27 protein-coding genes are annotated in these 23,169 nt (G+C 35.6%); 6 read left to right on the top strand and 21 right to left on the bottom strand.

Translation table 11 applies throughout. The features are described 5' to 3' along the window. Positions 1-31: 31 nt before the first annotated feature. The 18 genes from atpD to ftsB form a co-directional block, all read right to left on the bottom strand. A complete protein-coding gene (gene atpD / locus QV06_RS03265) occupies positions 32-1,405 on the bottom strand; it encodes a F0F1 ATP synthase subunit beta (RefSeq protein ID WP_065234941.1) in 1,374 nt (457 codons plus the stop codon). Positions 1,406-1,425: 20 nt separating this feature from the next. Beyond that, the gene (gene atpG, locus QV06_RS03260) at positions 1,426-2,292 is read right to left on the bottom strand and encodes a F0F1 ATP synthase subunit gamma (protein ID WP_065236926.1); all 867 of its coding nucleotides are present in this window, start codon (positions 2,290-2,292) and stop codon (positions 1,426-1,428) included. Positions 2,293-2,319: 27 nt separating this feature from the next. After that, entirely contained in the window at positions 2,320-3,861 is a 1,542-nt protein-coding gene (gene atpA, locus QV06_RS03255) for a F0F1 ATP synthase subunit alpha (RefSeq protein WP_065236925.1), read from the bottom strand. Between the two features lie 12 nt (positions 3,862-3,873). Continuing rightward, positions 3,874-4,407, bottom strand: a complete 534-nt coding sequence (gene atpH / locus QV06_RS03250; RefSeq protein ID WP_065234944.1) for a F0F1 ATP synthase subunit delta — start codon at positions 4,405-4,407, stop codon at positions 3,874-3,876. A gap of 12 nt (positions 4,408-4,419) precedes the next feature. Next, on the bottom strand, positions 4,420-4,890 hold the full coding sequence (gene atpF / locus QV06_RS03245) for a F0F1 ATP synthase subunit B (protein ID WP_065234945.1): 471 nt from the start codon (positions 4,888-4,890) through the stop codon (positions 4,420-4,422). 57 nt (positions 4,891-4,947) lie between these two features. After that, the gene (gene atpE, locus QV06_RS03240; protein ID WP_013746002.1) at positions 4,948-5,202 is read right to left on the bottom strand and encodes a F0F1 ATP synthase subunit C; all 255 of its coding nucleotides are present in this window, start codon (positions 5,200-5,202) and stop codon (positions 4,948-4,950) included. A 55-nt stretch (positions 5,203-5,257) separates the two neighbouring features. Beyond that, complete coding sequence (gene atpB / locus QV06_RS03235) at positions 5,258-6,067, bottom strand: F0F1 ATP synthase subunit A (RefSeq protein WP_065234946.1); 810 nt, start codon at positions 6,065-6,067, stop codon at positions 5,258-5,260. A 31-nt stretch (positions 6,068-6,098) separates the two neighbouring features. Continuing rightward, entirely contained in the window at positions 6,099-6,434 is a 336-nt protein-coding gene (locus tag QV06_RS03230; RefSeq protein WP_245174231.1) for an ATP synthase subunit I, read from the bottom strand. Between the two features lie 217 nt (positions 6,435-6,651). Continuing rightward, positions 6,652-7,281: a 16S rRNA (guanine(527)-N(7))-methyltransferase RsmG gene (gene rsmG / locus QV06_RS03225; RefSeq protein ID WP_065234948.1), complete on the bottom strand. Its 630-nt coding sequence runs from the start codon at positions 7,279-7,281 to the stop codon at positions 6,652-6,654. A gap of 7 nt (positions 7,282-7,288) precedes the next feature. Then, entirely contained in the window at positions 7,289-9,178 is a 1,890-nt protein-coding gene (gene mnmG / locus QV06_RS03220) for a tRNA uridine-5-carboxymethylaminomethyl(34) synthesis enzyme MnmG (protein WP_065236923.1), read from the bottom strand. Positions 9,179-9,562: 384 nt separating this feature from the next. Beyond that, positions 9,563-10,012, bottom strand: coding sequence for an FMN-binding protein MioC (mioC, locus tag QV06_RS03215; protein ID WP_065236922.1), 450 nt, complete (start codon positions 10,010-10,012; stop codon positions 9,563-9,565). 128 nt (positions 10,013-10,140) lie between these two features. Beyond that, the gene (gene nlpD / locus QV06_RS03210) at positions 10,141-11,343 is read right to left on the bottom strand and encodes a murein hydrolase activator NlpD (protein ID WP_065236921.1); all 1,203 of its coding nucleotides are present in this window, start codon (positions 11,341-11,343) and stop codon (positions 10,141-10,143) included. Positions 11,344-11,362: 19 nt separating this feature from the next. After that, positions 11,363-11,938 carry a YqaA family protein gene (locus QV06_RS03205; protein ID WP_065236920.1) on the bottom strand — a complete coding sequence of 192 codons (576 nt, stop codon included), beginning with the start codon at positions 11,936-11,938 and terminating at the stop codon, positions 11,363-11,365. Continuing rightward, positions 11,935-12,561: a protein-L-isoaspartate(D-aspartate) O-methyltransferase gene (locus QV06_RS03200; protein ID WP_065234953.1), complete on the bottom strand. Its 627-nt coding sequence runs from the start codon at positions 12,559-12,561 to the stop codon at positions 11,935-11,937. Before QV06_RS03200 ends, QV06_RS03205 begins: the two co-directional genes overlap by 4 nt. A gap of 6 nt (positions 12,562-12,567) precedes the next feature. Further along, on the bottom strand, positions 12,568-13,308 hold the full coding sequence (surE, locus tag QV06_RS03195; RefSeq protein ID WP_065236919.1) for a 5'/3'-nucleotidase SurE: 741 nt from the start codon (positions 13,306-13,308) through the stop codon (positions 12,568-12,570). A gap of 36 nt (positions 13,309-13,344) precedes the next feature. Then, on the bottom strand, positions 13,345-13,827 hold the full coding sequence (ispF, locus tag QV06_RS03190) for a 2-C-methyl-D-erythritol 2,4-cyclodiphosphate synthase (RefSeq protein WP_065236918.1): 483 nt from the start codon (positions 13,825-13,827) through the stop codon (positions 13,345-13,347). A 2-nt stretch (positions 13,828-13,829) separates the two neighbouring features. Then, a complete protein-coding gene (gene ispD / locus QV06_RS03185; RefSeq protein WP_065236917.1) occupies positions 13,830-14,543 on the bottom strand; it encodes a 2-C-methyl-D-erythritol 4-phosphate cytidylyltransferase in 714 nt (237 codons plus the stop codon). After that, entirely contained in the window at positions 14,540-14,821 is a 282-nt protein-coding gene (gene ftsB / locus QV06_RS03180) for a cell division protein FtsB (RefSeq protein ID WP_065234957.1), read from the bottom strand. Before ftsB ends, ispD begins: the two co-directional genes overlap by 4 nt. A 192-nt stretch (positions 14,822-15,013) precedes the next feature. Here ftsB and fmt point away from each other — a divergent pair, with 192 nt between their 5' ends. The 6 genes from fmt (at position 15,014) to QV06_RS03150 (ending at position 21,184) form a co-directional block, all read left to right on the top strand. After that, positions 15,014-15,973 (top strand): methionyl-tRNA formyltransferase, encoded by a 960-nt coding sequence (fmt, locus tag QV06_RS03175; RefSeq protein WP_065236916.1) that lies wholly within the window; start codon positions 15,014-15,016, stop codon positions 15,971-15,973. Positions 15,974-15,975: 2 nt separating this feature from the next. Further along, entirely contained in the window at positions 15,976-17,295 is a 1,320-nt protein-coding gene (gene rsmB, locus QV06_RS03170; protein ID WP_065236915.1) for a 16S rRNA (cytosine(967)-C(5))-methyltransferase RsmB, read from the top strand. 11 nt (positions 17,296-17,306) lie between these two features. Continuing rightward, a complete protein-coding gene (gene trkA, locus QV06_RS03165) occupies positions 17,307-18,683 on the top strand; it encodes a Trk system potassium transporter TrkA (RefSeq protein WP_065236914.1) in 1,377 nt (458 codons plus the stop codon). Between the two features lie 14 nt (positions 18,684-18,697). Further along, the gene (locus tag QV06_RS03160; protein WP_065236913.1) at positions 18,698-20,140 is read left to right on the top strand and encodes a TrkH family potassium uptake protein; all 1,443 of its coding nucleotides are present in this window, start codon (positions 18,698-18,700) and stop codon (positions 20,138-20,140) included. Positions 20,141-20,236: 96 nt separating this feature from the next. Further along, complete coding sequence (mscL, locus tag QV06_RS03155; protein ID WP_065236912.1) at positions 20,237-20,638, top strand: large-conductance mechanosensitive channel protein MscL; 402 nt, start codon at positions 20,237-20,239, stop codon at positions 20,636-20,638. Between the two features lie 15 nt (positions 20,639-20,653). Next, the gene (locus QV06_RS03150; protein ID WP_065236911.1) at positions 20,654-21,184 is read left to right on the top strand and encodes a TIGR00645 family protein; all 531 of its coding nucleotides are present in this window, start codon (positions 20,654-20,656) and stop codon (positions 21,182-21,184) included. Between the two features lie 551 nt (positions 21,185-21,735). On the opposite strand, the gene QV06_RS03145 is transcribed toward QV06_RS03150, so the two are convergent. The 3 genes from QV06_RS03145 to QV06_RS03135 form a co-directional block, all read right to left on the bottom strand. Next, the gene (locus QV06_RS03145; protein ID WP_065236910.1) at positions 21,736-22,104 is read right to left on the bottom strand and encodes a hypothetical protein; all 369 of its coding nucleotides are present in this window, start codon (positions 22,102-22,104) and stop codon (positions 21,736-21,738) included. A 288-nt stretch (positions 22,105-22,392) separates the two neighbouring features. Further along, complete coding sequence (locus tag QV06_RS03140) at positions 22,393-22,677, bottom strand: hypothetical protein (RefSeq protein ID WP_156541933.1); 285 nt, start codon at positions 22,675-22,677, stop codon at positions 22,393-22,395. A 128-nt stretch (positions 22,678-22,805) separates the two neighbouring features. Beyond that, a complete protein-coding gene (locus QV06_RS03135; RefSeq protein ID WP_065236908.1) occupies positions 22,806-23,168 on the bottom strand; it encodes a hypothetical protein in 363 nt (120 codons plus the stop codon). Between the last annotated feature and the right edge of the window lies 1 nt (position 23,169).

Raw genomic sequence — 23,169 nt, 5'->3', positions numbered from 1 at the left:
CTCCTTAGCGAGTGATTTGCCTTAGGAGCAATTACATTTTCTTCGCTTTTTCTAATACTTCATCGATTGAACCAACCATATAGAACGCTTGTTCTGGAATATGGTCATATTCACCGCTTAAAATACCTTTGAAGCCACGAATTGTTTCTTTTAATGGCACATATTTACCTGGTGATCCTGTAAAGACTTCAGCAACGAAGAATGGTTGTGATAAGAAACGTTCGATCTTACGAGCACGCGCTACCACTAATTTATCTTCTTCTGAAAGTTCATCCATACCAAGGATTGCGATAATATCTTTCAACTCTTTATAGCGTTGTAAAATTGATTGTACGCCACGAGCTACTTCATAGTGTTCTTGACCAACTACTTGTGGATCAAGTTGACGTGAAGTTGAATCTAATGGGTCAACCGCTGGGTAAATCCCTAATGATGCAATTTGACGGCTTAATACCACTGTCGCATCCAAGTGAGCAAAGGTTGTTGCTGGAGATGGGTCAGTTAAGTCATCCGCAGGAACATATACTGCTTGGATAGAGGTGATAGAACCAGTCTTAGTTGAAGTAATACGTTCTTGTAATACCCCCATTTCTTCTGCAAGTGTTGGTTGATAACCTACCGCAGAAGGCATACGTCCAAGCAACGCAGATACTTCAGTACCAGCAAGGGTATAACGATAAATATTATCTACGAAGAAAAGTACATCACGGCCTTCATCACGGAATTTTTCCGCCATAGTCAAACCTGTTAACGCAACACGTAAACGGTTACCTGGTGGCTCATTCATCTGACCGTAAACCAAAGATACTTTATCTAATACGTTAGATTCTTGCATTTCGTGGTAGAAGTCGTTCCCTTCACGAGTACGTTCACCTACCCCAGCGAATACAGAATAACCAGAGTGCTCAATCGCAATGTTACGGATAAGTTCCATCATATTAACGGTCTTACCTACACCAGCACCACCGAATAATCCGACTTTACCCCCTTTTGCGAATGGGCAAACTAAGTCGATAACTTTGATACCTGTTTCTAATAATTCTGTACTATTTGCTTGTTCTTCATAACTTGGTGCTGCACGGTGGATAGACCAACGTTCTTTTTCACCAATTGGACCCCTTTCATCAATAGGTTCACCAAGTACGTTCATAATACGTCCTAATGTTTCTGTTCCTACTGGTACAGAAATTGGACTGCCTGTGTTAGTTACAGTTAATCCACGTTTTAATCCGTCTGAAGATCCCATTGCAATACAACGTACAACACCACCACCTAATTGTTGTTGTACTTCAAGTACAAGCCCTGTTTCAACATTTAAGGCTTCGTGCACTCTTGGCACTGTATCTTGTGGAAACTCAACGTCAATGACGGCACCGATGATTTGTACAATTTTTCCAGTTGCCATTATCATTCCTCTAATCTACTTTAAATTGCAGCCGCACCAGCGACAATTTCATTTAATTCATTTGTGATGCTTGCTTGACGAGCTTTGTTATAGATAAGTTGTAACTCTTTAATTAAGTTACCTGCATTATCTGTCGCAGCTTTCATTGCTACCATTCTCGCCGCTTGCTCAGATGCTAAGTTTTCTACTGCTGCTTGATATACTTGTGATTCAATATAACGAATCAATAAACTATCAAGTAATACTTTTGGATCTGGCTCATAGATATAATCCCAAATACCACTTTGTAAACGATCGTTTTCCAATGAAGGTAATGGAAGTAATCTCTCTAAAGTCGGTTTTTGCGACATCGTATTAATAAATTTATTAAATACGAAATAAACCGCATCAACCTCTCCATTTCGATAAGCTTCAACCATTGTATTTACAGTACCGATAAGTTCTTCCACAGAAGGCGTATCACCAATACCAGAAGTTTGAGAAACCACTTTAGCTACGCCCATTGATTGGAAGAAATTAATACCTTTAGCACCGATCAAACTTAGCTGAACACCGACACCCTTATCACTAAACGTTTTCATTTCATTCATAACGCGTTTAAATAAGTTGATATTTAAACCGCCACATAATCCACGATCCGTTGAAACGATAATGTAACCAACATTCTTTACTTCTCTTTCGACTAAGAAAGGGTGTTTATATCCAATGCTACCTTTTGATACATGGCTAATTACGTAACGTATTGTGTCAGAATACGGACGTGAAGAAGACATGCGTTCTTGCGTTTTACGCATTTTGGAGGCAGCAACCATTTCCATCGCCTTAGTAATTTTCTGTGTACTTTGTACACTGGCGATTTTGGTTCTTATCTCTTTCGCACCTGCCATTTCATCTCTCCGTGACGTCTTTGGTAATTACCATGCACCGTTTTGTTTAAATGAGTCTAAAATTGCCTTTAAGGTATCTTTTACAGCATCATCATAGTTACCAGTCTTTGTTAACTCTTGCATAAATTCACTGTAATTGTTTTCAGCATATTCTAATAATGCAGACTCAAAAGAACCGATACGGTTAAGCTCTACATCATCTAAATAACCAAATTCAACAGCAAATAACACTAAAGACTGTTGAGCAACGGTCATTGGTGAATATTGTTTTTGTTTCAATAATTCAGTTACCTTTTGACCATGAGAAAGTTGTTTACGTGTTGCATCATCTAAGTCTGATGCAAATTGTGCAAACGCTGCTAACTCACGATATTGTGCAAGAGCAGTACGAATACCCCCTGACAATTTCTTCATTACTTTAGTTTGTGCTGCACCACCTACACGAGAAACAGAAATACCTGGGTTTACCGCAGGACGGATACCTGAGTTAAAGAGGTTTGTTTCAAGGAAGATTTGACCATCGGTAATCGAAATTACGTTTGTCGGAACGAACGCAGAAACGTCCCCTGCTTGTGTTTCAATAATTGGTAATGCTGTTAATGAACCTGTTTTACCTTTAACTTCACCATTAGTAAAACGTTCAACGAAATCAGCATTAACACGTGCTGCACGCTCAAGTAAACGAGAGTGTAAATAGAACACATCACCAGGGAATGCTTCACGTCCAGGTGGACGACGTAATAATAATGAAATTTGACGATAAGCTACTGCTTGTTTTGATAAATCATCATATACGATTAAGGCATCTTCACCACGATTACGGAAATATTCACCCATTGCACAACCTGCATATGGCGCAAGATATTGTAATGCAGCTGATTCTGCTGCTGATGCAACAACAACAATTGTATTTGCTAATGCACCATGTTCTTCTAATTTACGTACTACGTTAGCAATAGTTGATGCTTTTTGACCAATAGCAACGTAAACACATTTAATACCTGAATCACGTTGATTAATGATAGCATCAATAGCTAATGCTGTTTTACCGGTTTGACGGTCACCGATAATTAACTCACGTTGACCACGACCAATTGGAATCATTGAGTCAACAGCTTTATAACCAGTTTGTACAGGTTGATCAACAGATTTACGATCGATTACACCTGGTGCAATCACTTCTACTGGTGAGAAACCATCATGTTCAATTTCACCTTTTCCATCAATTGGTTGGCCTAATGTATTAACAACACGACCTAATAAACCACGACCAACTGGAACTTCTAAAATACGACCTGTACATTGAACTTCCATACCTTCTGCTAAATCTGCATAAGGTCCCATTACCACCGCACCAACTGAATCTCTTTCTAAGTTTAATGCGATTGCATAACGGTTATCTGGTAATGCAATCATTTCACCTTGCATTACTTCAGTTAAACCATGAATACGGATGATACCGTCATTCACGGAAACGATTGTGCCAGTATTGCGTGCTTCGCTAACGACTTCAAACTGGGCAATACGTTTTTTAATCAGTTCACTAATTTCTGTAGAATTTAGTTGCATCTTTTTTTCCTCTTACAATTGCAACTCATTAGCTAAACGAGCAATTTGACCACGACTACTTCCATCAATGACAAACTCATCGGTACGAATAACTGCACCTGCAATTAATGTACTGTCCACATTGCAATTTAATTTAACTTTACGAGCAAGCCTTTTTTCCATTGCAGCAATAATATTTTGTTGTTGCTTATCACTTAATGGAAAAGCGGAGGTAACATTAACTTCTGTGATTGATTGGTAATCATCCACATACTCTTTAAATTGTGCTAAAACGGCTGGTAATACATTTAAACGTTTATTTTCAGCCATAATACGAATGAAATTTTCACCGTATTGATCTAACTGATCACCACAAATTTTAATGATCACATCGGCAATTTTTGTTGCTGATAAATCGCTGACTAATAGATTTTGCATTCTATCATCAGTAACTACAGCCGCCGCAAAACCTAACATTGTTTGCCACTGAGCTAATTGATCATGTTCAATTGCAAAATCAAAAGCCGCTTTCGCATAAGGACGAGCTACTGTAGTAAATTCTGACATAGCCTACCTTCCTTATAATTCAGACACGAGTTTATCAATGATGTCATTATTAGCCGCTTCATCAATATTACGAGCAACAATTTTTTCAGCTCCCGCAACGGCTAATGAAGCAACTTTAACACGTAATTCTTCTTGAACACGTTTACGTTCTGCTTCAATTTGTGCATAACCTTGTTCAACAATTTTAGCTTTTAAAGCTTCCGCTTCTGTTTGCACTTCTGCCAAGATTTCATTACGACGACGATTTGCTGCATCAATAATTGATTGAGCTTGTGTTTTTGCCGCATTTACTTCTTGTTCAATTAATGCTTTAGTATCAGCTTGTTCTTTTTTCGCTACTTCAGCTGCTGCCAATGCATTCGCAATTTGAGTTTGGCGTTCTTCGATAGCTTTAATAATTGGTGGCCAAACATATTTCACACAAAACCATACAAAGATGATAAAGGCTATTGTTTGTCCAATTAATGTTGCGTTGATATTCACAACGGACCTCCTATTGAAGTTGGTGATTTACTCTATAACAGAGTAATCCGTTATGTATTAACCTAACAATGAAACGAATGGGTTTGCGAACGCAAAGTATAAACCGATACCTACCGCAATCATCGCAATCGCATCAAGTAAACCAGCAACAATGAACATTTTGGTCAATAAAGAGTTTGCTAACTCAGGTTGACGAGCTGCTGATTCTAAGTATTTACCCCCTAAGATACCGAAACCAATAGCAGTACCTAAAGCAGCAAAAGCGAACATGATAGATGCAGCGATAATTGTTGCACTAATTACAGTTTCCATATTTTTCTCCAGTTTGGTTAAAGATAACAGCAAAAATGCTGAGGTTAAAAAAAAATTAATGTTCAGATTTATTATAAGCAATACTTAAATAAACCACGGTTAACATCATGAATATAAATGCTTGTAATGTAACAACTAAAATGTGGAAAATTGCCCAAATAATTTGTAATGGAATCCCCATTGCAGCAACTACCATATTGGCTGAATACATCACAGCAATCAAAATAAAGATTAATTCACCAGCATACATATTTCCGAATAAACGCAAAGATAACGATACTGGTTTAGAAAGTAAGGTTACAGACTCAAGAATAAGGTTAACCGGGATTAAAGCCCAATGATTAAATGGATGCATTGTGTATTCTTTAACAAAACCACTTACACCTTTAGACTTGATTGTGTAATAAATAATCAGAACAAAAACACCTAATGCTAAAGCAAAAGTTAAGTTCATATCTGTTGTAGGTACTGCACGAAGATGAATATGATCGTCTCCAGATAAAATCGCAGCTAATTTAGGTAAATAATCAACAGGAACTAAGTCGATAGTATTCATTAAGAATACCCATACAAAAATACTTAATGCTAATGGTGCGACTACATTACGGCTACCATGAAAGTTTTCTGTCACAATACCGTTGATCCATTCAACCAAAATCTCTACAGCAGCTTGTAATTTCGTTGGTTTTCCTGTAGTAACGTTTTGTGCAACACGATAAAAAATATATAAAAATGCTACACCGCAAATAACAGAAAATAAAAGGGTATCGAAATGGAATGACCAGAAACCTTCACCCGCTTTTAAATTACCTAGGTGGTGGTTTATATATTCCATAGAAGTGAGAGTTGAACCTTCTGCAGACATATTTGTTCCTACTGATTTGTTAAAATGCTGATTAAGTTAAATTGCTATTTCTCAAAATAAATAGCAATAGGTTATTCAAAATGATTACACCAAAATAACCACCGAATAGACCTAATGGTGAAATTGTTTTATCTATGACAAACAACATCACAAAAAACAAAATTGTTATACAAACTTTAAAAATTTCTGCTTGATATAACACTTTAATCTTGTTTGCTTGAGGCGTATTTAATCCTCTAAACAGCAAAAAGCCAACAAATAAGATTTGTGGAATTAAGCCAATTAGTGCACCAAATAGAAAAGGCCAAGCATAAACAGATTGAAATGGATATAATCCAACAAAAACAATGGCAATAAAAACTGCCATTATTATGAAAACCTTTTTATATAATGTTTTAGTATGGTTAAACCATATTGACATATTTTAGACACTTACTACTAAATACAAGGGCCATAGCCCTTTCAAACACCATCAATTATACGAGGTGTTCTATTTTATGCAATCAATTTAATACTATAAAAGTGTTACAAACTTAACATTTTTAAGAAAAAATTTAACTTTTGAGCCGCTATGTACTTTTTTGTTAAATTTTTGCTACAGATTTTAAGCAAATTAAGTGTCTTTCACCCACCAGTTCAGGCACAGTTAATTTAATAACATCAATAATTTGAAAATTATCATTTAACATTTTTACTTCATCTTCTTGGTATTGTCCTTTTAAAGCATAAAAAATACCTTTTTCACTTGGTAAATGCTGACACCACTCCGCCATATCCTGTAAAGATGCAAATGCCCGACTTAAGACACCATCAAATTTTTGTTCTGGTTGATACTCTTCCACTCGACTTAGAACAGGTTCTACATTCGTTAATCCTAATTCTCGAATTGCATTACGGATAAAACGAATTCTTTTACCTAAACTATCTAATAAATAAAATTGTTTATCTGGATTGATAATCGCTAAAGGTAAGCCAGGTAAGCCAGGACCTGTACCAACATCAATAAATCGTTCACCTTGTAAATAAGGGCTAACCACTAAACTATCTAAAATATGTTTAACCAACATCTCTTCAGGATCACGCACAGAAGTCAGGTTATAAGCCTTATTCCATTTATGTAAAAGCTCAACTAGCTTCACTAGTTGAGCTTTTTGCTGATCGGGTAGAGAAATGTTAGCTTGTGCCAATAATTGAGTTAATTTGCCAAGTAACATACTGTTGTTATTCTCCACGCTTAAGCATACCTTGCTTCTTCAAATAAACTAATAAAATTGAAATCGCAGCGGGCGTAATTCCAGAAATACGAGAAGCTTGTCCAATCGATACTGGTTTATGTTGTTCAAGCTTCGCTCTTACTTCATTTGATAAGCCAATTACCGCAGAATAATCAAAATGTGCTGGAATTAAAGTATTTTCATGGCGTTTATGACGCTCAATTTCTTCATTTTGATGTTCAATATAGCCTTGATACTTAATTGAAATTTCTACTTGTTCTACCGCTTCTTTATCTGCCATCGCAGGTTGGAATGGCGTTAAAGAACATAATTTCTCATAAGTCATTTCTGGACGACGTAAAAGATCCTCACCACTAGCTTCTCGCATTAATGGTGAATTTAATGCCGCATTAACTTCTGCTAAATATTCTGAACGTGGATGAATCCAAATCTGTCTTAAACGTTGACGCTCTAATTCAATATTTTCTAATTTTTGATTAAATCTCGCCCAACGCGCATCATCAACCAAACCTAATTCTCTACCTATCGCTGTTAAACGAATATCTGCATTATCTTCACGTAACAATAAACGATATTCAGCACGAGAGGTAAAGACACGATAAGGTTCTTTTGTACCAAGTGTACAAAGATCATCAACTAAAACTCCGATATAAGCTTGATCACGGCGAGGATACCAAGCTTCTTTATCTTGGACATGCAACCCTGCATTTAATCCCGCTAAAATACCTTGTGCTGCAGCTTCCTCGTAACCTGTTGTACCATTGATCTGACCAGCAAAGAATAAACCATTGATCGCTTTTGTTTCTAATGAAGGTTTGAGATCTCTTGGATCAAAGTAATCGTACTCAATAGCATAACCCGGTTTCACGATCCTTGCATTTTCTAAACCTTGCATTGAATTTACGATCCCCATTTGTACATCAAATGGCAAACTTGTTGAGATCCCATTTGGATAGATCTCATTACTGGTTAATCCTTCTGGCTCTAAAAAGATCTGATGCCCATTGCGATCACCAAACCGCATAACTTTATCTTCGATCGAAGGACAATAACGAGGCCCTACTCCTTCAATGATCCCAGTATACATTGGACTGCGATCTAAGTTAGATCGGATAATATCGTGCGTTTTTAAATTGGTATGCGTGATGTAACAAGGTACTTGTTGTGGATGCTCATCAACACTTCCCATATAAGAAAATACAGGAAGAATTTCATCTCCATGTTGTTGTTTTAATACAGAAAAATCAATTGTACGCGCATCTAGACGAGGAGGTGTTCCTGTTTTTAAACGAGCAACACGTAAATCAAGATCTCGTAAACGTTCTGCTAAACGTACTGATGCAGGATCACCAGCACGACCACCTTCATAATTATCTAAACCAATATGGATCTTACCTGCTAAGAAAGTCCCTGCTGTTAATACCACCGCTTTTGCTTTGAAAGTCAGACCCATTTTAGTTGTAACACCTGTAACATGACCATTTTCAATTAAAATATCTGTTACTTCTTGTTGGAAAAGATCTAAATTAGGTTGATTTTCAAGAGCTGTTCTTACTGCTTGGCGATATAAAACACGATCAGCTTGAGCACGAGTTGCACGTACCGCAGGCCCTTTACTGCTATTTAATGTTCTGAATTGGATCCCAGCTTTATCAGTAGCGTGAGCCATCAAGCCACCGAGTGCATCGATCTCTTTTACTAAGTGGCCTTTACCAATCCCACCAATAGCAGGGTTACAAGACATTTGTCCTAAAGTATCTATATTATGTGTAATTAATAATGTTCTTAATCCCATTCTTGCTGGTGCGAGAGCGGCTTCTGTACCCGCATGTCCGCCTCCAACAACAATGACATCATAGTTATTTGGATAAAACATAAAAAACCTAAAAATTGAAATCTATAGAGTGGTAAAAAAATCGAGCTATTTTAACCGAAAAATTAAGATCTGTTAAAAGTTAATTTTATGGTGGATCTTAAAAAGGATCGCAAAAAGTAATATAAGATCTTTATATAGAGATCTTTTTATTATTGTTATTAATAGATCGCGAGATCCTTGTGGAGAAATCCATTTTCTTAATAGATCTTAATGAGTTAGGATCTTTTTTTGTTTGTTAAGATCAGCTAGATGAAAGTGATCTTTCTTGTGGATAAAATGCTTAGTTATCCACAGGTTAAAAAAGATCCAAGATTATATTCAAGAAAAAAACAGTTTTTATAACGGAAAATAAGCAAGTTATCCACAGAGGATCGTGTGGATTATTTAATCATTTTTAAGCTGATCTAGTAGTGAAGGTAACCAAATTTCAGCATCTTTATCTGGATCATTAGTGGATAAAACATCGATCCTTAATGAAGGGCAAAGTTGAGTTGCTTTTAGATCAATTAAGCTTTTTTCTACACGATCTACTGCAAAACAGAAAGTGTCGTAGTCACTATTTCCCAAACCAACAACAGCAAAACGTAAAGTACTTAAACCAGGTTGATCTTCAGCTAATTGTTCAAATAAAGGTTGTAGATTATCTGGTAAATCGCCAGCACCATGTGTAGAGGTAACAACTAACCAAATTTTATCCTCGATCACCTGATTTAACTCAGGACCATGAAAAATACGAGTAGAAAAGCCGTGTTGTTGTAAACAATCATCGATATGTTCAGCTAAGTATTCAGCACCGCCTAAAGTGCTCCCTGTAATAATACAAATAGACGTCATAAGAGTTCCTTAAATTTAATAATACTAAGAATAAATCTATGGTAGCGGAAAAGTAGAAAAGAAGTAAAAGGAATTTCATTAAGGCATAAAAAACGGCATCTTGAAGATACCGTTTTAAAAATGAGAAATTAGTTTCTTGGTAAGTAAGTGGTTGGATTAACTGATTTACCTTTATAACGAATTTCAAAGTGAAGTTTTACACTATTAGTTCCAGAGCTTCCCATTTTAGCGATCTGTTGACCAGCAGTAACTTGTTGCTGATCTTTAACTAAGATCGTTTCGTTGTGAGCATAGGCACTAAGATAATCATCATTATGTTTAATAATGATCAAGTTACCATAACCTCTTAAAGCATTACCAGCATAAACTACACGACCCGGAGCAGCAGCATAAACGGCTTGTCCACGTGATCCGCCGATATCAATCCCTTTATTACCACCATCACTGTTAGAGAATCCTTGGATAACATTACCTTTGGTTGGCCAGATCCAAGTGATATTACTATTATTAGTGGTTGCAGCTGGCATTGTAGTAACTGGTTGGCTTACTGGTGCTGTTGGTTCCGCAGTAACAGGAACTGTATTTACAGAATTAGTTGCGGTTGTAGGTGCTACACCAGCAGTTGATTTAATCGGACCAACAATAGTACCGTCTGAGCCGTAAGCAGTACCATTAGGACCAGGTGTATAAGTAACTGCTGGTTGCTGTGGTTGAGTAGCAGCTGCTGGCGCTGAATGAGTTGGTGCAGGTGCAGAAGCTGATGTTGCTGCTGTACTATTATTAACTTTTAATGTTTGTCCTACACTTAATTTGTAAGGTTCAGGAATATTATTTAATGCAGCAAGATCACGTACATCCATACCAGAGATATAAGCAATCAAGAACATTGTATCGCCTTTACGGACTGTATAAGTTGAACCTTTATAGAATCCTTTATCAATTTTACTGTAGTCAGGCGCATTAGTTTGCGGATTTCTTGGAATTGTAAAATCTTGAGAAACTTGTTGTTTTGCAGCTGGAGCAGGTGTTGCTACAGGTTTTGGTGTAGCTACTGGTGCTGCGGCAGGTGCAGGTTGTTGATAAGTTGGTTGTGGTTGTTGAGTTACAGGTTGTTGTTGGGTTGGCGTTGCTGCCGGTGTTGCCATCATATCTGTTGGCATTTGTTGTTGTTGTACTTGTGGTTCCCAAGTTGAATTACTGTCATTTCCAACAGATTGCATAATTCCCGGCGTTAAGGTTCCGTCTGCATCTTCAACAGGTGCAGAATTATTACTACTACAGCCAGCAAGAATGGCTGCAAGCACAGGAAGAAGTAAAAAAGATTGTTTCATAAGTATTCCTATTAAATGATTATTTCAAGAGGAAGTAGGCACAGACTGCTAATACTACAACGGCCCAGCCAATGATTTCAATATAATTGCGTAATTGAGCAGCAAAACGTTCTCCACCCCAAGCAGATAATTTGGCAACAAGAATAAATCTTGCTGTACGAGAAACGAATGCGGTGGCAACAAAAGGTAGGAAAGCCATATTCATCACACCGGCACAAATTGTGAATACTTTGTATGGAATTGGCGAAAATCCCGCAACAAAGACCACTAAAATTCCCCAGCGTTCAAACCAAGAAACCGCAGTATCCCAATGCGATTGGTATCCTAAAGTAGTGATATAATCTTTAATTAAATCAAAAGCATAATGCCCTATTGCATAACCTAACATACCACCAATAGTTGAAGCGAAACCACAATAAATTGCATAGTGTAATGCTTTTTTGGGTTTTGACATTGACATAGGAACTAACATTACGTCAGGAGGAATTGGGAAAAAAATAGCTTCGATAAAACTTACAAATAATAACCAATAAAATGCAAATTGGTGTTTTGACCATTTCATTGTTTTGTCATATAAACGACCAAACAAATTCATAGAATATCTCCCTTAACTAGAGGTACAAATTTAATTTCCTCTATATTTTCGACTTTATATTTGTCTTTAATACGAGTAATACGTTGTAATACTTGGTAATTTTCATCACCAACAGGTAATACTAGGCGTCCACCATCAGCGAGTTGCTCTAATAAGGCTGGGGGAACTTGTGAAGGTGCAGCAGTAACAATAATGGCATCGAAAGGAGCATGACCTTTAAGCCCTTCCCAACCATCACCGTGTTTTAAACGAATATTATGTAGATCAAGTTTTTTAAAGCGGTGCATTGCACGCCATTGTAATTTTTTAATTCTTTCAATACTAAAAACGTGCTGAACCAGTTTAGCTAAAATAGCGGTTTGATAACCGCTACCTGTACCAATTTCTAAAACTTTGTCCGTTGGTTGTAATGCGAGTAAACAAGTCATTTTGGCGACGACATAAGGTTGAGAAATGGTTTGCCCTTCACCAATCGGTAAAGGCATATCTTCATAACTATGTTTACTAAAAATTTCCTCAACAAAGAATGGGCGAGGAATTTCATACATTGCACGTAAAACAGCCTCATCTGTAATTCCTCGATGATAAAGTTCATTTACCAAGCGTTGTTGCTCAACGGACATAGTGTTTTATCCTAGATTTAACCAATCTTGCATAGCTTTTAATGAATGATGTGCCGTCATATCAGCTTGGATAGGCGTAATTGAAACATATCCATTCGCAACTGCATGGAAATCTGTTCCGTCACCAGCATGTTCTGGTAGGCTCGATAAACCTAACCAATAAATTGATTCTCCTCGAGGATCAGTTTGTTTAATAATTTCGCCTTCGCTTGATCTGTATCCTAAAGTGGTTACTTTAATCCCCTTCAGTTGATCGTAAGGAATATCTGGCACATTGATATTTAAGATCTCTCTTTTAGACAAAATGTTTGAATGTAATTTAGGAATTAATTCACAGACAATTTGCGCTGCTGTTTCGTAATGCTGTCTGCCATCAAGTGAAACGGCTATCGCAGGTAATCCTAAATGGCGGCCTTCAAAAGCTGCGGCAACAGTACCAGAATATAAAATATCATCACCTAAATTCACGCCAGCATTAATACCTGAAACGACAAGATCAATCTTACCTGAAAGTAAATGATTCATTGCTAAATAAACACAATCCGCTGGTGTGCCATTAACACAATAATCCCCATTATCCAGTAATCTTGGACGTAATGGTTCTATTAACGTGAGAGAAGAAGAGGCGGCACTACGGTTACGATCGGGAGCCACAACAATGACATTAGCGATTTTGCGTAGATATGTTGCTAAAGTTTGAATGCCTTCAGCATGAATTCCATCATCATTACTTAATAAAATATTCATTATTTCAGCTCCTATTATTTCTATGGATAGAACACGTTATTGCTTAATGATTAGAGCAACAGCTTCACAAGCAATACCTTCACCTCGACCAGTAAAACCTAATTTTTCAGTTGTCGTTGCTTTAACATTTACTTGAGAAATATCGCACTGTAAATCTTCCGCAATATTCGCCCGCATTTGATCAATATAAGGACGCATTTTTGGTGCTTGAGCAATGATAGTGATATCTACATTACCAATTTGGTATCCCAGTTGTTGAATTTGGCGAAATGCTTCAATTAATAAAAGACGGCTATTGGCGTTTTTATAAGCCATATCAGTATCAGGAAAAAGCTTTCCAATATCACCTAATGCAGCGGCACCTAATAACGCATCAGTTAAAGCGTGTAAAGCAACATCGCCATCAGAATGGGCAAGTAAACTTTTTGGATAAGGAATTTTTACCCCACCAATGATCACAAAGCCTTTACCATCATCAGTAAATGCATGAACGTCAAAACCATGTCCAATTCTTATCATGTTTAAAACTCTTTTTGTTGTTGAAGTAGATAAAATTCAGCTAAGGCTAAATCTTCAGGACGAGTAATCTTTAGATTATCACTTCGTCCAGCAACTAATCGTGGATGTTCACCAACTAATTCAAGCGCTGAAGCCTCATCAGTAACAGTAAGCCCCTGCTGTGTTGCCGAGATTAATGCGTTTTTTAATCGTACGGCAGGAAAAAATTGTGGTGTGAGAGCGTGCCATAACTGTGACCGATCTTCTGTTTTTTTGATGACTGTTGTAGTAGGAAACGCTTTTTTTATTGTATCAACAACAGGCTTCGCCAAAATTGCACCACTTTGATCAGTAATTTGTAATAACTTATCTAAATCTTGATGGGTAATACAGGGTCTTGCAGCATCATGAACCATTACCCAAACATCTTGTTCTGTAATTGCGTTTAATGCATTCAATACAGATTGATCTCGAGTTTGTCCACCAATAACCCATTGAATTTTTTGATGATCTTTTAATGGAAAATGAGTTAAATAGGGATCATCTTTTGCTACTGCCACAATAATTTTCTCAATTACAGGGTAATTTAATAATTTTTCTAAAGTATGTTGTAAGATGGTTTTTCCTAATAAGGAAAGATATTGTTTGGGACGATCAGACTGCATACGAGTACCAATACCTGCAGCAGGCACAATCGCAAAAATACGTCGTGTTATTTGGGATGAATCTGTACTCATTGTTTTTCTGATTTTAAAATTCGATAAAAGGTTTCGTTTGGTTTAACCATCTCGTAATTAATTCTTGCTCTTTCTTCAACTGCAGAAAAACCTTGTTTTAAATCTTGGGTTTCTGCTTTTGCTTCTTGGTTTAATTGGCTTTGTTTCTCATTTTTTACTTTTTGTTCAGCAATCTCTACTTGAGTTTGTTGATAGGTTCTATAACCAGAATCGCCAAACCAGAAGTTATATAGAGCAATTAATAATAAGCAAAATAAACCGACAACTAATAAACGCATGAAAAATAAAAGCCTAAGTAAAATTTAGTGGCACATAGTTTACCTTGAAATAAAAGAAAACAAACTATTTATTATTAAATTTGTGTTAGAACAAAACAGAGTACAGATTGTTCACTTTTCTTTGATCAAGCCCTAAGGTAAGATAATTGGCTTGTTTATTATTCAATTATTCTAAGTATTGGTTGTGAATTTATGAAACCGTTGAAGATTATTTTTGCTGGAACACCAGATTTTGCTGCACAACATTTGCAAGCACTTTTATCATCGCAACATCAAGTTGTTGCTGTTTATACTCAACCAGATAAACCTGCTGGTCGAGGTAAAAAATTACAACCAAGTCCTGTAAAACAACTCGCGTTAGCACACAATTTACCGGTATATCAACCAAAATCATTACGTAAAGCAGAAGCTCAACAACAACTCCAACAAATTGATGCTGATGTTATGGTAGTGGTTGCGTATGGCTTAATTTTACCTAAGGCTGTATTGGAAATGCCTCGTTTAGGTTGCTTAAATGTACATGGATCTTTATTGCCGCGTTGGCGTGGGGCAGCACCAATTCAACGTGCAATTTGGGCTGGAGATCAACAAAGTGGTGTAACCATTATGCAAATGGATGAAGGATTAGATACAGGTGATATGTTATATAAAGTTGCTTGTCCAATAGCTACGGATGAAACGTCAGCATCTTTATATGCCAAGTTAGCTGAGTTAGGGCCACAAGCATTAATTGAAGTGTTGGATCATTTAGAAGAGGGCAAATATTCACCAGAAGCTCAACAAGATCAATTAAGTAATTATGCGGAGAAATTAAGTAAAGAAGAAGCGAAATTAGATTGGACTCTTTCCGCAGCACAATTAGAGCGTTGTATTCGAGCATTTAATCCTTGGCCTATTAGTTGGTTTGAAGTCAAAGATAGCCAACAACAAACACAAACATTAAAAGTTTATCAAGCAAATGTACTGCCTCATCAAGAGGTTGCAGCTGGTACAATTATTCAAGCAAATAAACAAGGAATTCAAATTGCAACTGCAGAGGGAGTGTTAAATTTAACCTTGTTACAACCAGCAGGTAAGAAACCAATGTCGGCACAAGATTTATTAAATGGACGCAGTGAGTGGTTTGTCATTGGTCAGCGGGTAAGTGAGTAATGATGAAACAACAAAATTCAGGGAAAAAAGTAACATTACGTGCGGTAATGGCGGAAGTGATATTACAAGTTTTGGATCAAGGAAAATCACTTTCTTCTTTATTACCTATGGCGCAACAGCAAGTAAAACCACAAGATGTTGCGTTATTACAAGAGGTTTGTTTTGGCGTCTGCCGAGTATTGCCCCGTTTAGAACGTATTATTCAGCAATTAGTGACGAAACCATTAAAAGGTAAAACGCGAATTGTTCACTGTCTGTTATTAGTGGGGTTATATCAGTTGCTATATACCCGCATTCCAGCCCATGCAGCGGTGGATGAAGTGGTTAATGCCACAAAATCAGTAAAAGCAGATAGTTTTCGCGGTTTAGTAAATGGTGTGATGCGGCGTTTTTTACGAGAGCAAGAGGCGATTTTGGCGGTTGTAGATAAGCATTGGCAAACATTACATCCTGAATGGTTAGTGAATTTATTAAAACAACATTATCCTGAACATTGGCGACAAATTGTGGATGAGAATAATCTCAAACCGCCAATGTGGCTGCGGGTTAATCAACAACATACGACACAAACCGAGTATCAAGCGTTATTAAATGCTCAACAAATTGCGAGTGAAATTGTATTGCCAAAAATGGCACTTTGTTTAGAAAAAGCGGTAAGCGTCGAGCAGTTACCGCATTTTGTAGAAGGTTGGGTAAGTGTACAAGATCGCCATGCACAATGGGCTGGTGAGTTACTTGAACCAAAAGATGGTGAATTGATTTTGGATGCCTGTGCGGCACCGGGCGGTAAAACGACACATATTTTAGAAATGGCACCAACAGCAAATGTTATTGCTTTGGATGTAGAGCAAGGGCGTTTACAACGCGTATCAGAGAACTTAAAACGCTTAAATCAACAAGCAGAGATTATTTGTGGTGATGCTAGTCAGCCAGATCAGTGGTTAGAGGCAGGAACACTCTTTGATCGTATTTTATTAGATGCACCTTGTTCGGCAACGGGGGTTATTCGCCGTCATCCTGATATTAAATGGTTACGACAACAAAGTGATATTGAACAGTTGGTTGCATTGCAACAGAAAATTTTAAATGCGCTATGGCAGCGTTTAAAAGTAAACGGCGTTTTGTTATATGCAACTTGTTCTATTTTACCAGAAGAAAATAGCCAGCAAATTCAACAATTTTTAGCAACACATTCAGATGCAAAATTAGTTCCTCTCCATTTAGAAACAATGGGAATTGATACTGGATTTGGTTATCAGTGTTTCCCAGCACAGAAGAGTGGTGATGGTTTCTTTTACGCAAAACTTATTAAACAAAGCTAAAGGTAAAAATCGTGAAAATTATCATTTTAGGTGCAGGACAAGTTGGTGGCACATTAGCTGAAAACTTAGTCAGTGAAGATAATGAAATTACGCTGGTTGATAATGATGCAGATCGTTTGAATCAACTGCAAGATAAACACGATTTGCGTGTAGTGCATGGTAATGCGTCTTCACCAAGAACATTACGTGAAGCGGGGGCAACAGATGCCGATATGCTAGTCGCGGTTACCAGTTCTGATGAAGTGAATATGATTGCCTGTGAGGTCGCTTATACCCTATTTAAAATTCCGACTAAAATTGCTCGTATTCGTAATGCTGAATATATTCGCGAAAGAGAAAAGTTATTTAAAAGTGATGTGATTCCTATTGATCATATTATTTCACCAGAACAGTTAGTCATTGAAGATATTGCTCGTTTGGTAAATTATCCGGGGACATTACAGGTAGCAAATTTTGCCGATAATCTTGTTAGTTTGGCAGTAGTCAAAGCTTACTATGGTGGGCCATTAGTCGGTTATTCAATTTCAACCTTACAAGATCATTTACCCCATATTGATGCACGTATAGTGTCAATTTGGCGACAAGATAAAGTCATTCGTCCACAAGGTTCAACCATTATTGAAGCAGGTGATGAAGTAACGTTTATTTGTGCTAGTCAACATTTACGTGCGGTAATGAGTGAATTACAACGTTTAGAGAAAAATTATCGTCGGATTATGATTGTTGGTGGCGGTAATGTGGGGTCTGGTTTAGCTAAAACTTTAGAAAATGATTACAGTGTCAAATTGGTTGAACGTAATCAAAAACGGGCAGAATTTTTAGCTGAAAAACTTTCAAAAACAATTGTTTTTTGTGCTGATGCTTCAGATCAAAGTTTTTTATTTGAAGAACATATTGAGAATATTGATGCGTTTATAGCTTTAACCAGTGATGATGAAGCCAATATTATGGCGTCTTTATTGGCAAAACGTTTAGGTACCAAAAAAGCGATTTCATTAATTCAACGTATTGCCTATTTACATTTGGTGCAAGGCGGGACCATTGATATTGCGATTTCGCCACAACAAGCAACAATTTCTGCGTTATTAAGTTATGTGCGAAAAGGGGATATCGTGAATGTTACGGTATTACGCCGAGGTTTATCAGAAGCAATCGAGATTATCGCACATGGAAATGAACAAACTTCACAAGTTATTGGGCGACCATTAAATCGTTTAAAATTGCCACAAGGTGTCATTATTGGGGCAGTTTGTCGCCATGGTGAAGTGTTAATTGCAACACATGATTTAACTATTCAAGAAGAGGATCATGTGATCTTATTTTTACAAGATAAAAAGAATATTGCTGAAATTGAGAAGCTGTTCCAACCAAGCCCATTCTTTATTTAAGGTAGGATGTAACAATGTTTAATCGTCCATTTATACTTTATATTTTAGGATCTGTGTTGTCTAAAATTGCTTGGCTAATGATTATTCCATTAATTGTGACTTTTTTTCACAATGGGGAAGGCTTAGTCGGTTTTTTAATTTGTATTGGGATTACACATTTTGTTTCCTTTATTTTAACGCGTAAAAAACCACAGGATATGCGGTTACGTGTTAAAGATATGCTATTACTCACAACATTAATATGGTTAATTAGTTGTGTATTCAGTGCATTGCCTTTCATTGTTATTAGTGATTTTAGTTTTACAGATGCTTATTTTGAAACAGTATCTGGGCTAACAACCACAGGTTCTAGCATTATTGTGGATGTGAGTGATACATCGCCTGCATTATTAATGTGGCGTTCAACATTACAGTGGATGGGAGGCTTAGGGTTTATTGTGATGGCAGTAGCGATTTTGCCATTTTTAAATGTTGGTGGAATGACGTTATTCCGTACAGAATCATCAGATAAATCCGATAAAATTTTGCCGCAAGCACGAGATGTGGCAAAAAGTATTATTCAAATTTATGTATTTCTGACAGCAGTCTGTTTATTGGCTTATATGTGGTCAGAAATGGATTTTTTTGATGCAATTAACCACGCTTTTACTACCCTTTCTACAGGGGGATTTTCTACTCGTAGCGGATCAATGAGTGAATTTAATAGTACGACGCAATGGATTTGTACTTTATTTATGTTTTTAGGATCATTACCGTTTTTATTAATGGTGCAATCGATTCATCGTCGTAATATTTTTGTCTTATTTCGTGACCAACAATTAATGGGATTTTCTATTTTTGTGTTATTGGTCGGCTTATTTTCTGCTATATGGTTAAATTATGAGGATGTTTTTAATTGGCAAGATAGTTTTCGTTATGCTTTTTTTAATTTAATTAATATTATGTCCACTAGTGGATTTAGCTTGGGAAATTTTGATACTTGGACTGCAACAACAACAATGGTGTTTACAGTTGCTTTTATTTTAGGGGGCTGTTCAGGTTCAACTACGGGGGGAATAAAAATATTCCGTTTCCAAATTATGTTCCAAGTTTTAAAACATCAAATATTACGATTAATCCATCCAAATAGTATTTCTGCTGTACATTACAATCGCCATGTTGTTTCGAGTGAAACTGTATTCGGTATTGTTGGTTTTATTTTTAGCTATTTTATGATTATGGTGATTTTAGCTGTTTTAATGGGAATCTCTGGAATGGATTTTCAAAGTGCATGGAGTTCGGCAGCAACAGCTATTAGTAATGTTGGTCCTGGATTTGGTAATGAAGTTGGTGCATCAGGGAGTTTTTCTAATATTCCTGTTATTTCTAAATGGTTGATGATTATAGGGATGTTATTAGGGCGTTTAGAAATTATGACGATATTAGTGTTATTGTTCCCACATTTTTGGAAGAAATAAAATATCATCAAAAAATTTTTATAAAAAATTTGTATGAGTCTAATATTAAAAATATAATCAGCACACTTTTTTATTATGAGATTTAGGAGAAATAATATGAGTTTTTTGAAAGAATTTCGTGAATTTGCTATGCGTGGCAATGTGGTTGATATGGCTGTTGGGGTTATCATCGGCGGTGCATTTGGTAAAATTGTAAGTTCATTAGTTGCTGATATCGCAATGCCAATTATTGGATTATTAGTGGGCGGTGTCGATTTTAAAGATTTGAAAATTATATTACGTGGTCCAGTTGGGGATATTCCAGCTGTTACATTAAATTATGGTATGTTTATTCAAACTGTTTTTGATTTCGTAATTATTGCATTTGCTATTTTTGTTGCGATTAAATCGATGAATAAATTAAAACGTGAAAAACCAGCAGAAGAGCCAAAACCAGCTGAACCATCAGCAGAAGAAAAATTATTAACTGAAATTCGTGATTTATTAAAAAATAAATAATTAATTAAGGATTTTATGCAGAATACAGAACCATCAATACAACCAAATTTTATAGCAAAAATCATTTTTGCTAGCCGTTGGGTACAATTACCTATTTATTTAGGATTAATTATTGTTCAAATTGTTTATGCTTATAAATTTTTAAAATCATTATGGCATTTAGTGGTAAATCTTAACCAAATGGATGAAAACACGATTATGTTAGCAGTGTTAAATCTGATTGATGTGGTAATGATTGCAAATTTATTGGTGATGGTGTTAGTGGGTGGATATGAAACTTTTGTATCCAAATTAAATACAGATAATCACCCAGATCAGCCAGAATGGTTAGATCACGTTAATGCCTCAGTATTAAAAATTAAATTATCAATGGCGATTATCAGTATTTCATCTATTCATATGCTACAAACCTTTATTAATGCAGGGAACTTGCCAGAAAAACAAATTATGTGGCAATTATTCCTCCATTTAGGTTTCTTAGCTTCTGCACTTGCAGTCGCTTATACGGATAAAATATTGTATAGCACGACGCATAAAAATCATTAATAGAAAAATCCTCCGTACTTGCTTCAGTCGGAGGATTTTTTTATCTACTATTTTTGTTAAAAGATAAAAGCTTATTTTATTAATTAAATAAAGGGTAGGTTTTAAGAGAAATTTATTGCTAAATAATATTCTGCTATCTTTATTAATTCCTGTATTTCATATTTTCCATACAAACTTTAGTGTTGTCACCATCTTGGGCTAAGCGCCAATATAATGGAGCTTTAAAACGGTAGCCTAAATTATATAAACATTTATCTATCAGGTGCTGTTTTTTCCATTCAAGTTCCTAAAACTCATTATATTTGATTTTATTTTTTCTCAAATTAGAATAATCATTTCTAAATTTATTTAGTAAATAAAAATAACGCTTACTTATATTTTTTTAGTATTATTTTTGCATTCTTTAAATAAACTATATGAAACTTTCTTTTCATCTTTAATCCAATAATTACTTGAATCTGGAGAACCATTTGCTAAATAACATCCTGATAATAAGAAACAAATAATAAAAACTATATACTTCATTATAGATTTATTCCTATTATTTTTATTTATAAATTACATTTTCCTGTATCCCATTTTGGATTTTGGTAACCGCATTGGGCTGGTGGTAAGAATATATATCCTTTTTCAAGCATACATTGATCTAATCCAGTATAAAAATTGCCATTTAATTTATAATTTTGAGGATAATAATCTATATTAATATCACCATATTTCCCACCACAACTTACCCAATCATTCCATCTTTTATTTGGATCAGTTTTTCCTAGTGTTTCAGGCTTTTGATAACCTGCAATAAGAGGATACGTCTTTCCTTTATCTATACAAGAAACCATTTGTGGACTAATCCAACAGCCTTCAGCATAAATACAGCCTTGTAAAAATAAAATAAATAATAATGAAATTAAGGCTTTCATATTTAATTACTCCCTAATTGATATAGGATTTCAATAAAATCGGCTGAAATTAGATCCGCCATAGCAAATGGTGTAGCAATAGGAATAGCAACAATAGTTGTTATTTGACTAGCTGTTTTTGTATTGAGTATTTTATTTATATGTAGGGTTGAAAATATAACCCTTATGTTCCATACATAGAGTAAATTCATGAACTATATTTTGATTAGGATACTTTTTATATAAGTCATAAAATATATTTTTTTATAATCAATATTGTCTCCATATTTTCCAAGGCAAGTTTTCATATCAATTTCGATATTTCATATTTTCCATACAAACTCTAGTATTATCGCCATCTTGGGCTAAGCACCAATATAATGGAGCTTTAAAACGGTAGCCTAGGTCATAGTAACATTTACTCATTAGTTTAGATGCTATTTCTAAGTAAGAATAAAATTCTTTATATTCCGTTTGATTCTTATAAAATTCAGTCCAGCCAAGTTTGTCTTGTTTTTTAGATAAAGAAATGTATCTTTCTCCTAAATTTGGATAAACTTTACTACTGCATCTATTATCATCTTCAATAGACATTTTCTTTCCATTTTTTATCCAATAATTGTTTAGGTGGGGAGAACCATTTGCTAGGTAACATCCTGATAATAAAAAACAAATAATAAAAACTATATACTTCATTATGGATTTATTCCTGTTATTTTTATTTATAAATTACATTTTCCTTTATTATATTTAGGTTCTTGATAGCCACATTCTGCAGGCCAGAATCTTTTGTAACCTTTTGATTCCATACACTTTATAAATGAATCATAATCTGAATTTGGCAGTTCTTGTAGTTGTTCATCACCATATTTTGCTCCACAAGAAATAGCATCTTCCCAACGTTTTTTGGAATTTGTTTTCCCAATAGAATTTATCTTTTGATAGTGAGCTATAGATGGGAATAATGTACCTTTCTTATTTTTCTCACAATTATTTGAAACTACACTAATAAGTGGACTAATACATCCATCATAATATACACACCCAGACAATGAGATAATTATTAAAAATAGAATTTTTTTCATA

This window comes from Gallibacterium genomosp. 3, assembly GCF_001678475.1.
GTDB classification, from domain to species: Bacteria; Pseudomonadota; Gammaproteobacteria; order Enterobacterales; family Pasteurellaceae; genus Gallibacterium; species Gallibacterium faecale.
The sequence above is the reverse complement of the archived record's forward strand: the minus strand, read 5'-3'. Positions and strand labels throughout refer to the sequence as shown.

Bases quoted from the DNA above. Each gene is read 5' to 3' on its own strand.
- atpD (WP_065234941.1), bottom strand. From the start codon at position 1,405: ATGGCAACTGGAAAAATTGTACAAATCATCGGTGCCGTCATTGACGTT.
- atpG (WP_065236926.1), bottom strand. From the start codon at position 2,292: ATGGCAGGTGCGAAAGAGATAAGAACCAAAATCGCCAGTGTACAAAGT.
- atpA (WP_065236925.1), bottom strand. From the start codon at position 3,861: ATGCAACTAAATTCTACAGAAATTAGTGAACTGATTAAAAAACGTATT.
- atpH (WP_065234944.1), bottom strand. From the start codon at position 4,407: ATGTCAGAATTTACTACAGTAGCTCGTCCTTATGCGAAAGCGGCTTTT.
- atpE (WP_013746002.1), bottom strand. From the start codon at position 5,202: ATGGAAACTGTAATTAGTGCAACAATTATCGCTGCATCTATCATGTTC.
- atpB (WP_065234946.1), bottom strand. From the start codon at position 6,067: ATGTCTGCAGAAGGTTCAACTCTCACTTCTATGGAATATATAAACCAC.
- QV06_RS03230 (WP_245174231.1), bottom strand. From the start codon at position 6,434: ATGGCAGTTTTTATTGCCATTGTTTTTGTTGGATTATATCCATTTCAA.
- rsmG (WP_065234948.1), bottom strand. From the start codon at position 7,281: ATGTTACTTGGCAAATTAACTCAATTATTGGCACAAGCTAACATTTCT.
- mnmG (WP_065236923.1), bottom strand. From the start codon at position 9,178: ATGTTTTATCCAAATAACTATGATGTCATTGTTGTTGGAGGCGGACAT.
- mioC (WP_065236922.1), bottom strand. From the start codon at position 10,012: ATGACGTCTATTTGTATTATTACAGGGAGCACTTTAGGCGGTGCTGAA.
- nlpD (WP_065236921.1), bottom strand. From the start codon at position 11,343: ATGAAACAATCTTTTTTACTTCTTCCTGTGCTTGCAGCCATTCTTGCT.
- QV06_RS03205 (WP_065236920.1), bottom strand. From the start codon at position 11,938: ATGAATTTGTTTGGTCGTTTATATGACAAAACAATGAAATGGTCAAAA.
- QV06_RS03200 (WP_065234953.1), bottom strand. From the start codon at position 12,561: ATGTCCGTTGAGCAACAACGCTTGGTAAATGAACTTTATCATCGAGGA.
- surE (WP_065236919.1), bottom strand. From the start codon at position 13,308: ATGAATATTTTATTAAGTAATGATGATGGAATTCATGCTGAAGGCATT.
- ispF (WP_065236918.1), bottom strand. From the start codon at position 13,827: ATGATAAGAATTGGACATGGTTTTGACGTTCATGCATTTACTGATGAT.
- ispD (WP_065236917.1), bottom strand. From the start codon at position 14,543: ATGAGTACAGATTCATCCCAAATAACACGACGTATTTTTGCGATTGTG.
- ftsB (WP_065234957.1), bottom strand. From the start codon at position 14,821: ATGCGTTTATTAGTTGTCGGTTTATTTTGCTTATTATTAATTGCTCTA.
- fmt (WP_065236916.1), top strand. From the start codon at position 15,014: ATGAAACCGTTGAAGATTATTTTTGCTGGAACACCAGATTTTGCTGCA.
- rsmB (WP_065236915.1), top strand. From the start codon at position 15,976: ATGAAACAACAAAATTCAGGGAAAAAAGTAACATTACGTGCGGTAATG.
- QV06_RS03160 (WP_065236913.1), top strand. From the start codon at position 18,698: ATGTTTAATCGTCCATTTATACTTTATATTTTAGGATCTGTGTTGTCT.
- mscL (WP_065236912.1), top strand. From the start codon at position 20,237: ATGAGTTTTTTGAAAGAATTTCGTGAATTTGCTATGCGTGGCAATGTG.
- QV06_RS03150 (WP_065236911.1), top strand. From the start codon at position 20,654: ATGCAGAATACAGAACCATCAATACAACCAAATTTTATAGCAAAAATC.
- QV06_RS03145 (WP_065236910.1), bottom strand. From the start codon at position 22,104: ATGAAAGCCTTAATTTCATTATTATTTATTTTATTTTTACAAGGCTGT.
- QV06_RS03140 (WP_156541933.1), bottom strand. From the start codon at position 22,677: ATGTCTATTGAAGATGATAATAGATGCAGTAGTAAAGTTTATCCAAAT.
- QV06_RS03135 (WP_065236908.1), bottom strand. From the start codon at position 23,168: ATGAAAAAAATTCTATTTTTAATAATTATCTCATTGTCTGGGTGTGTA.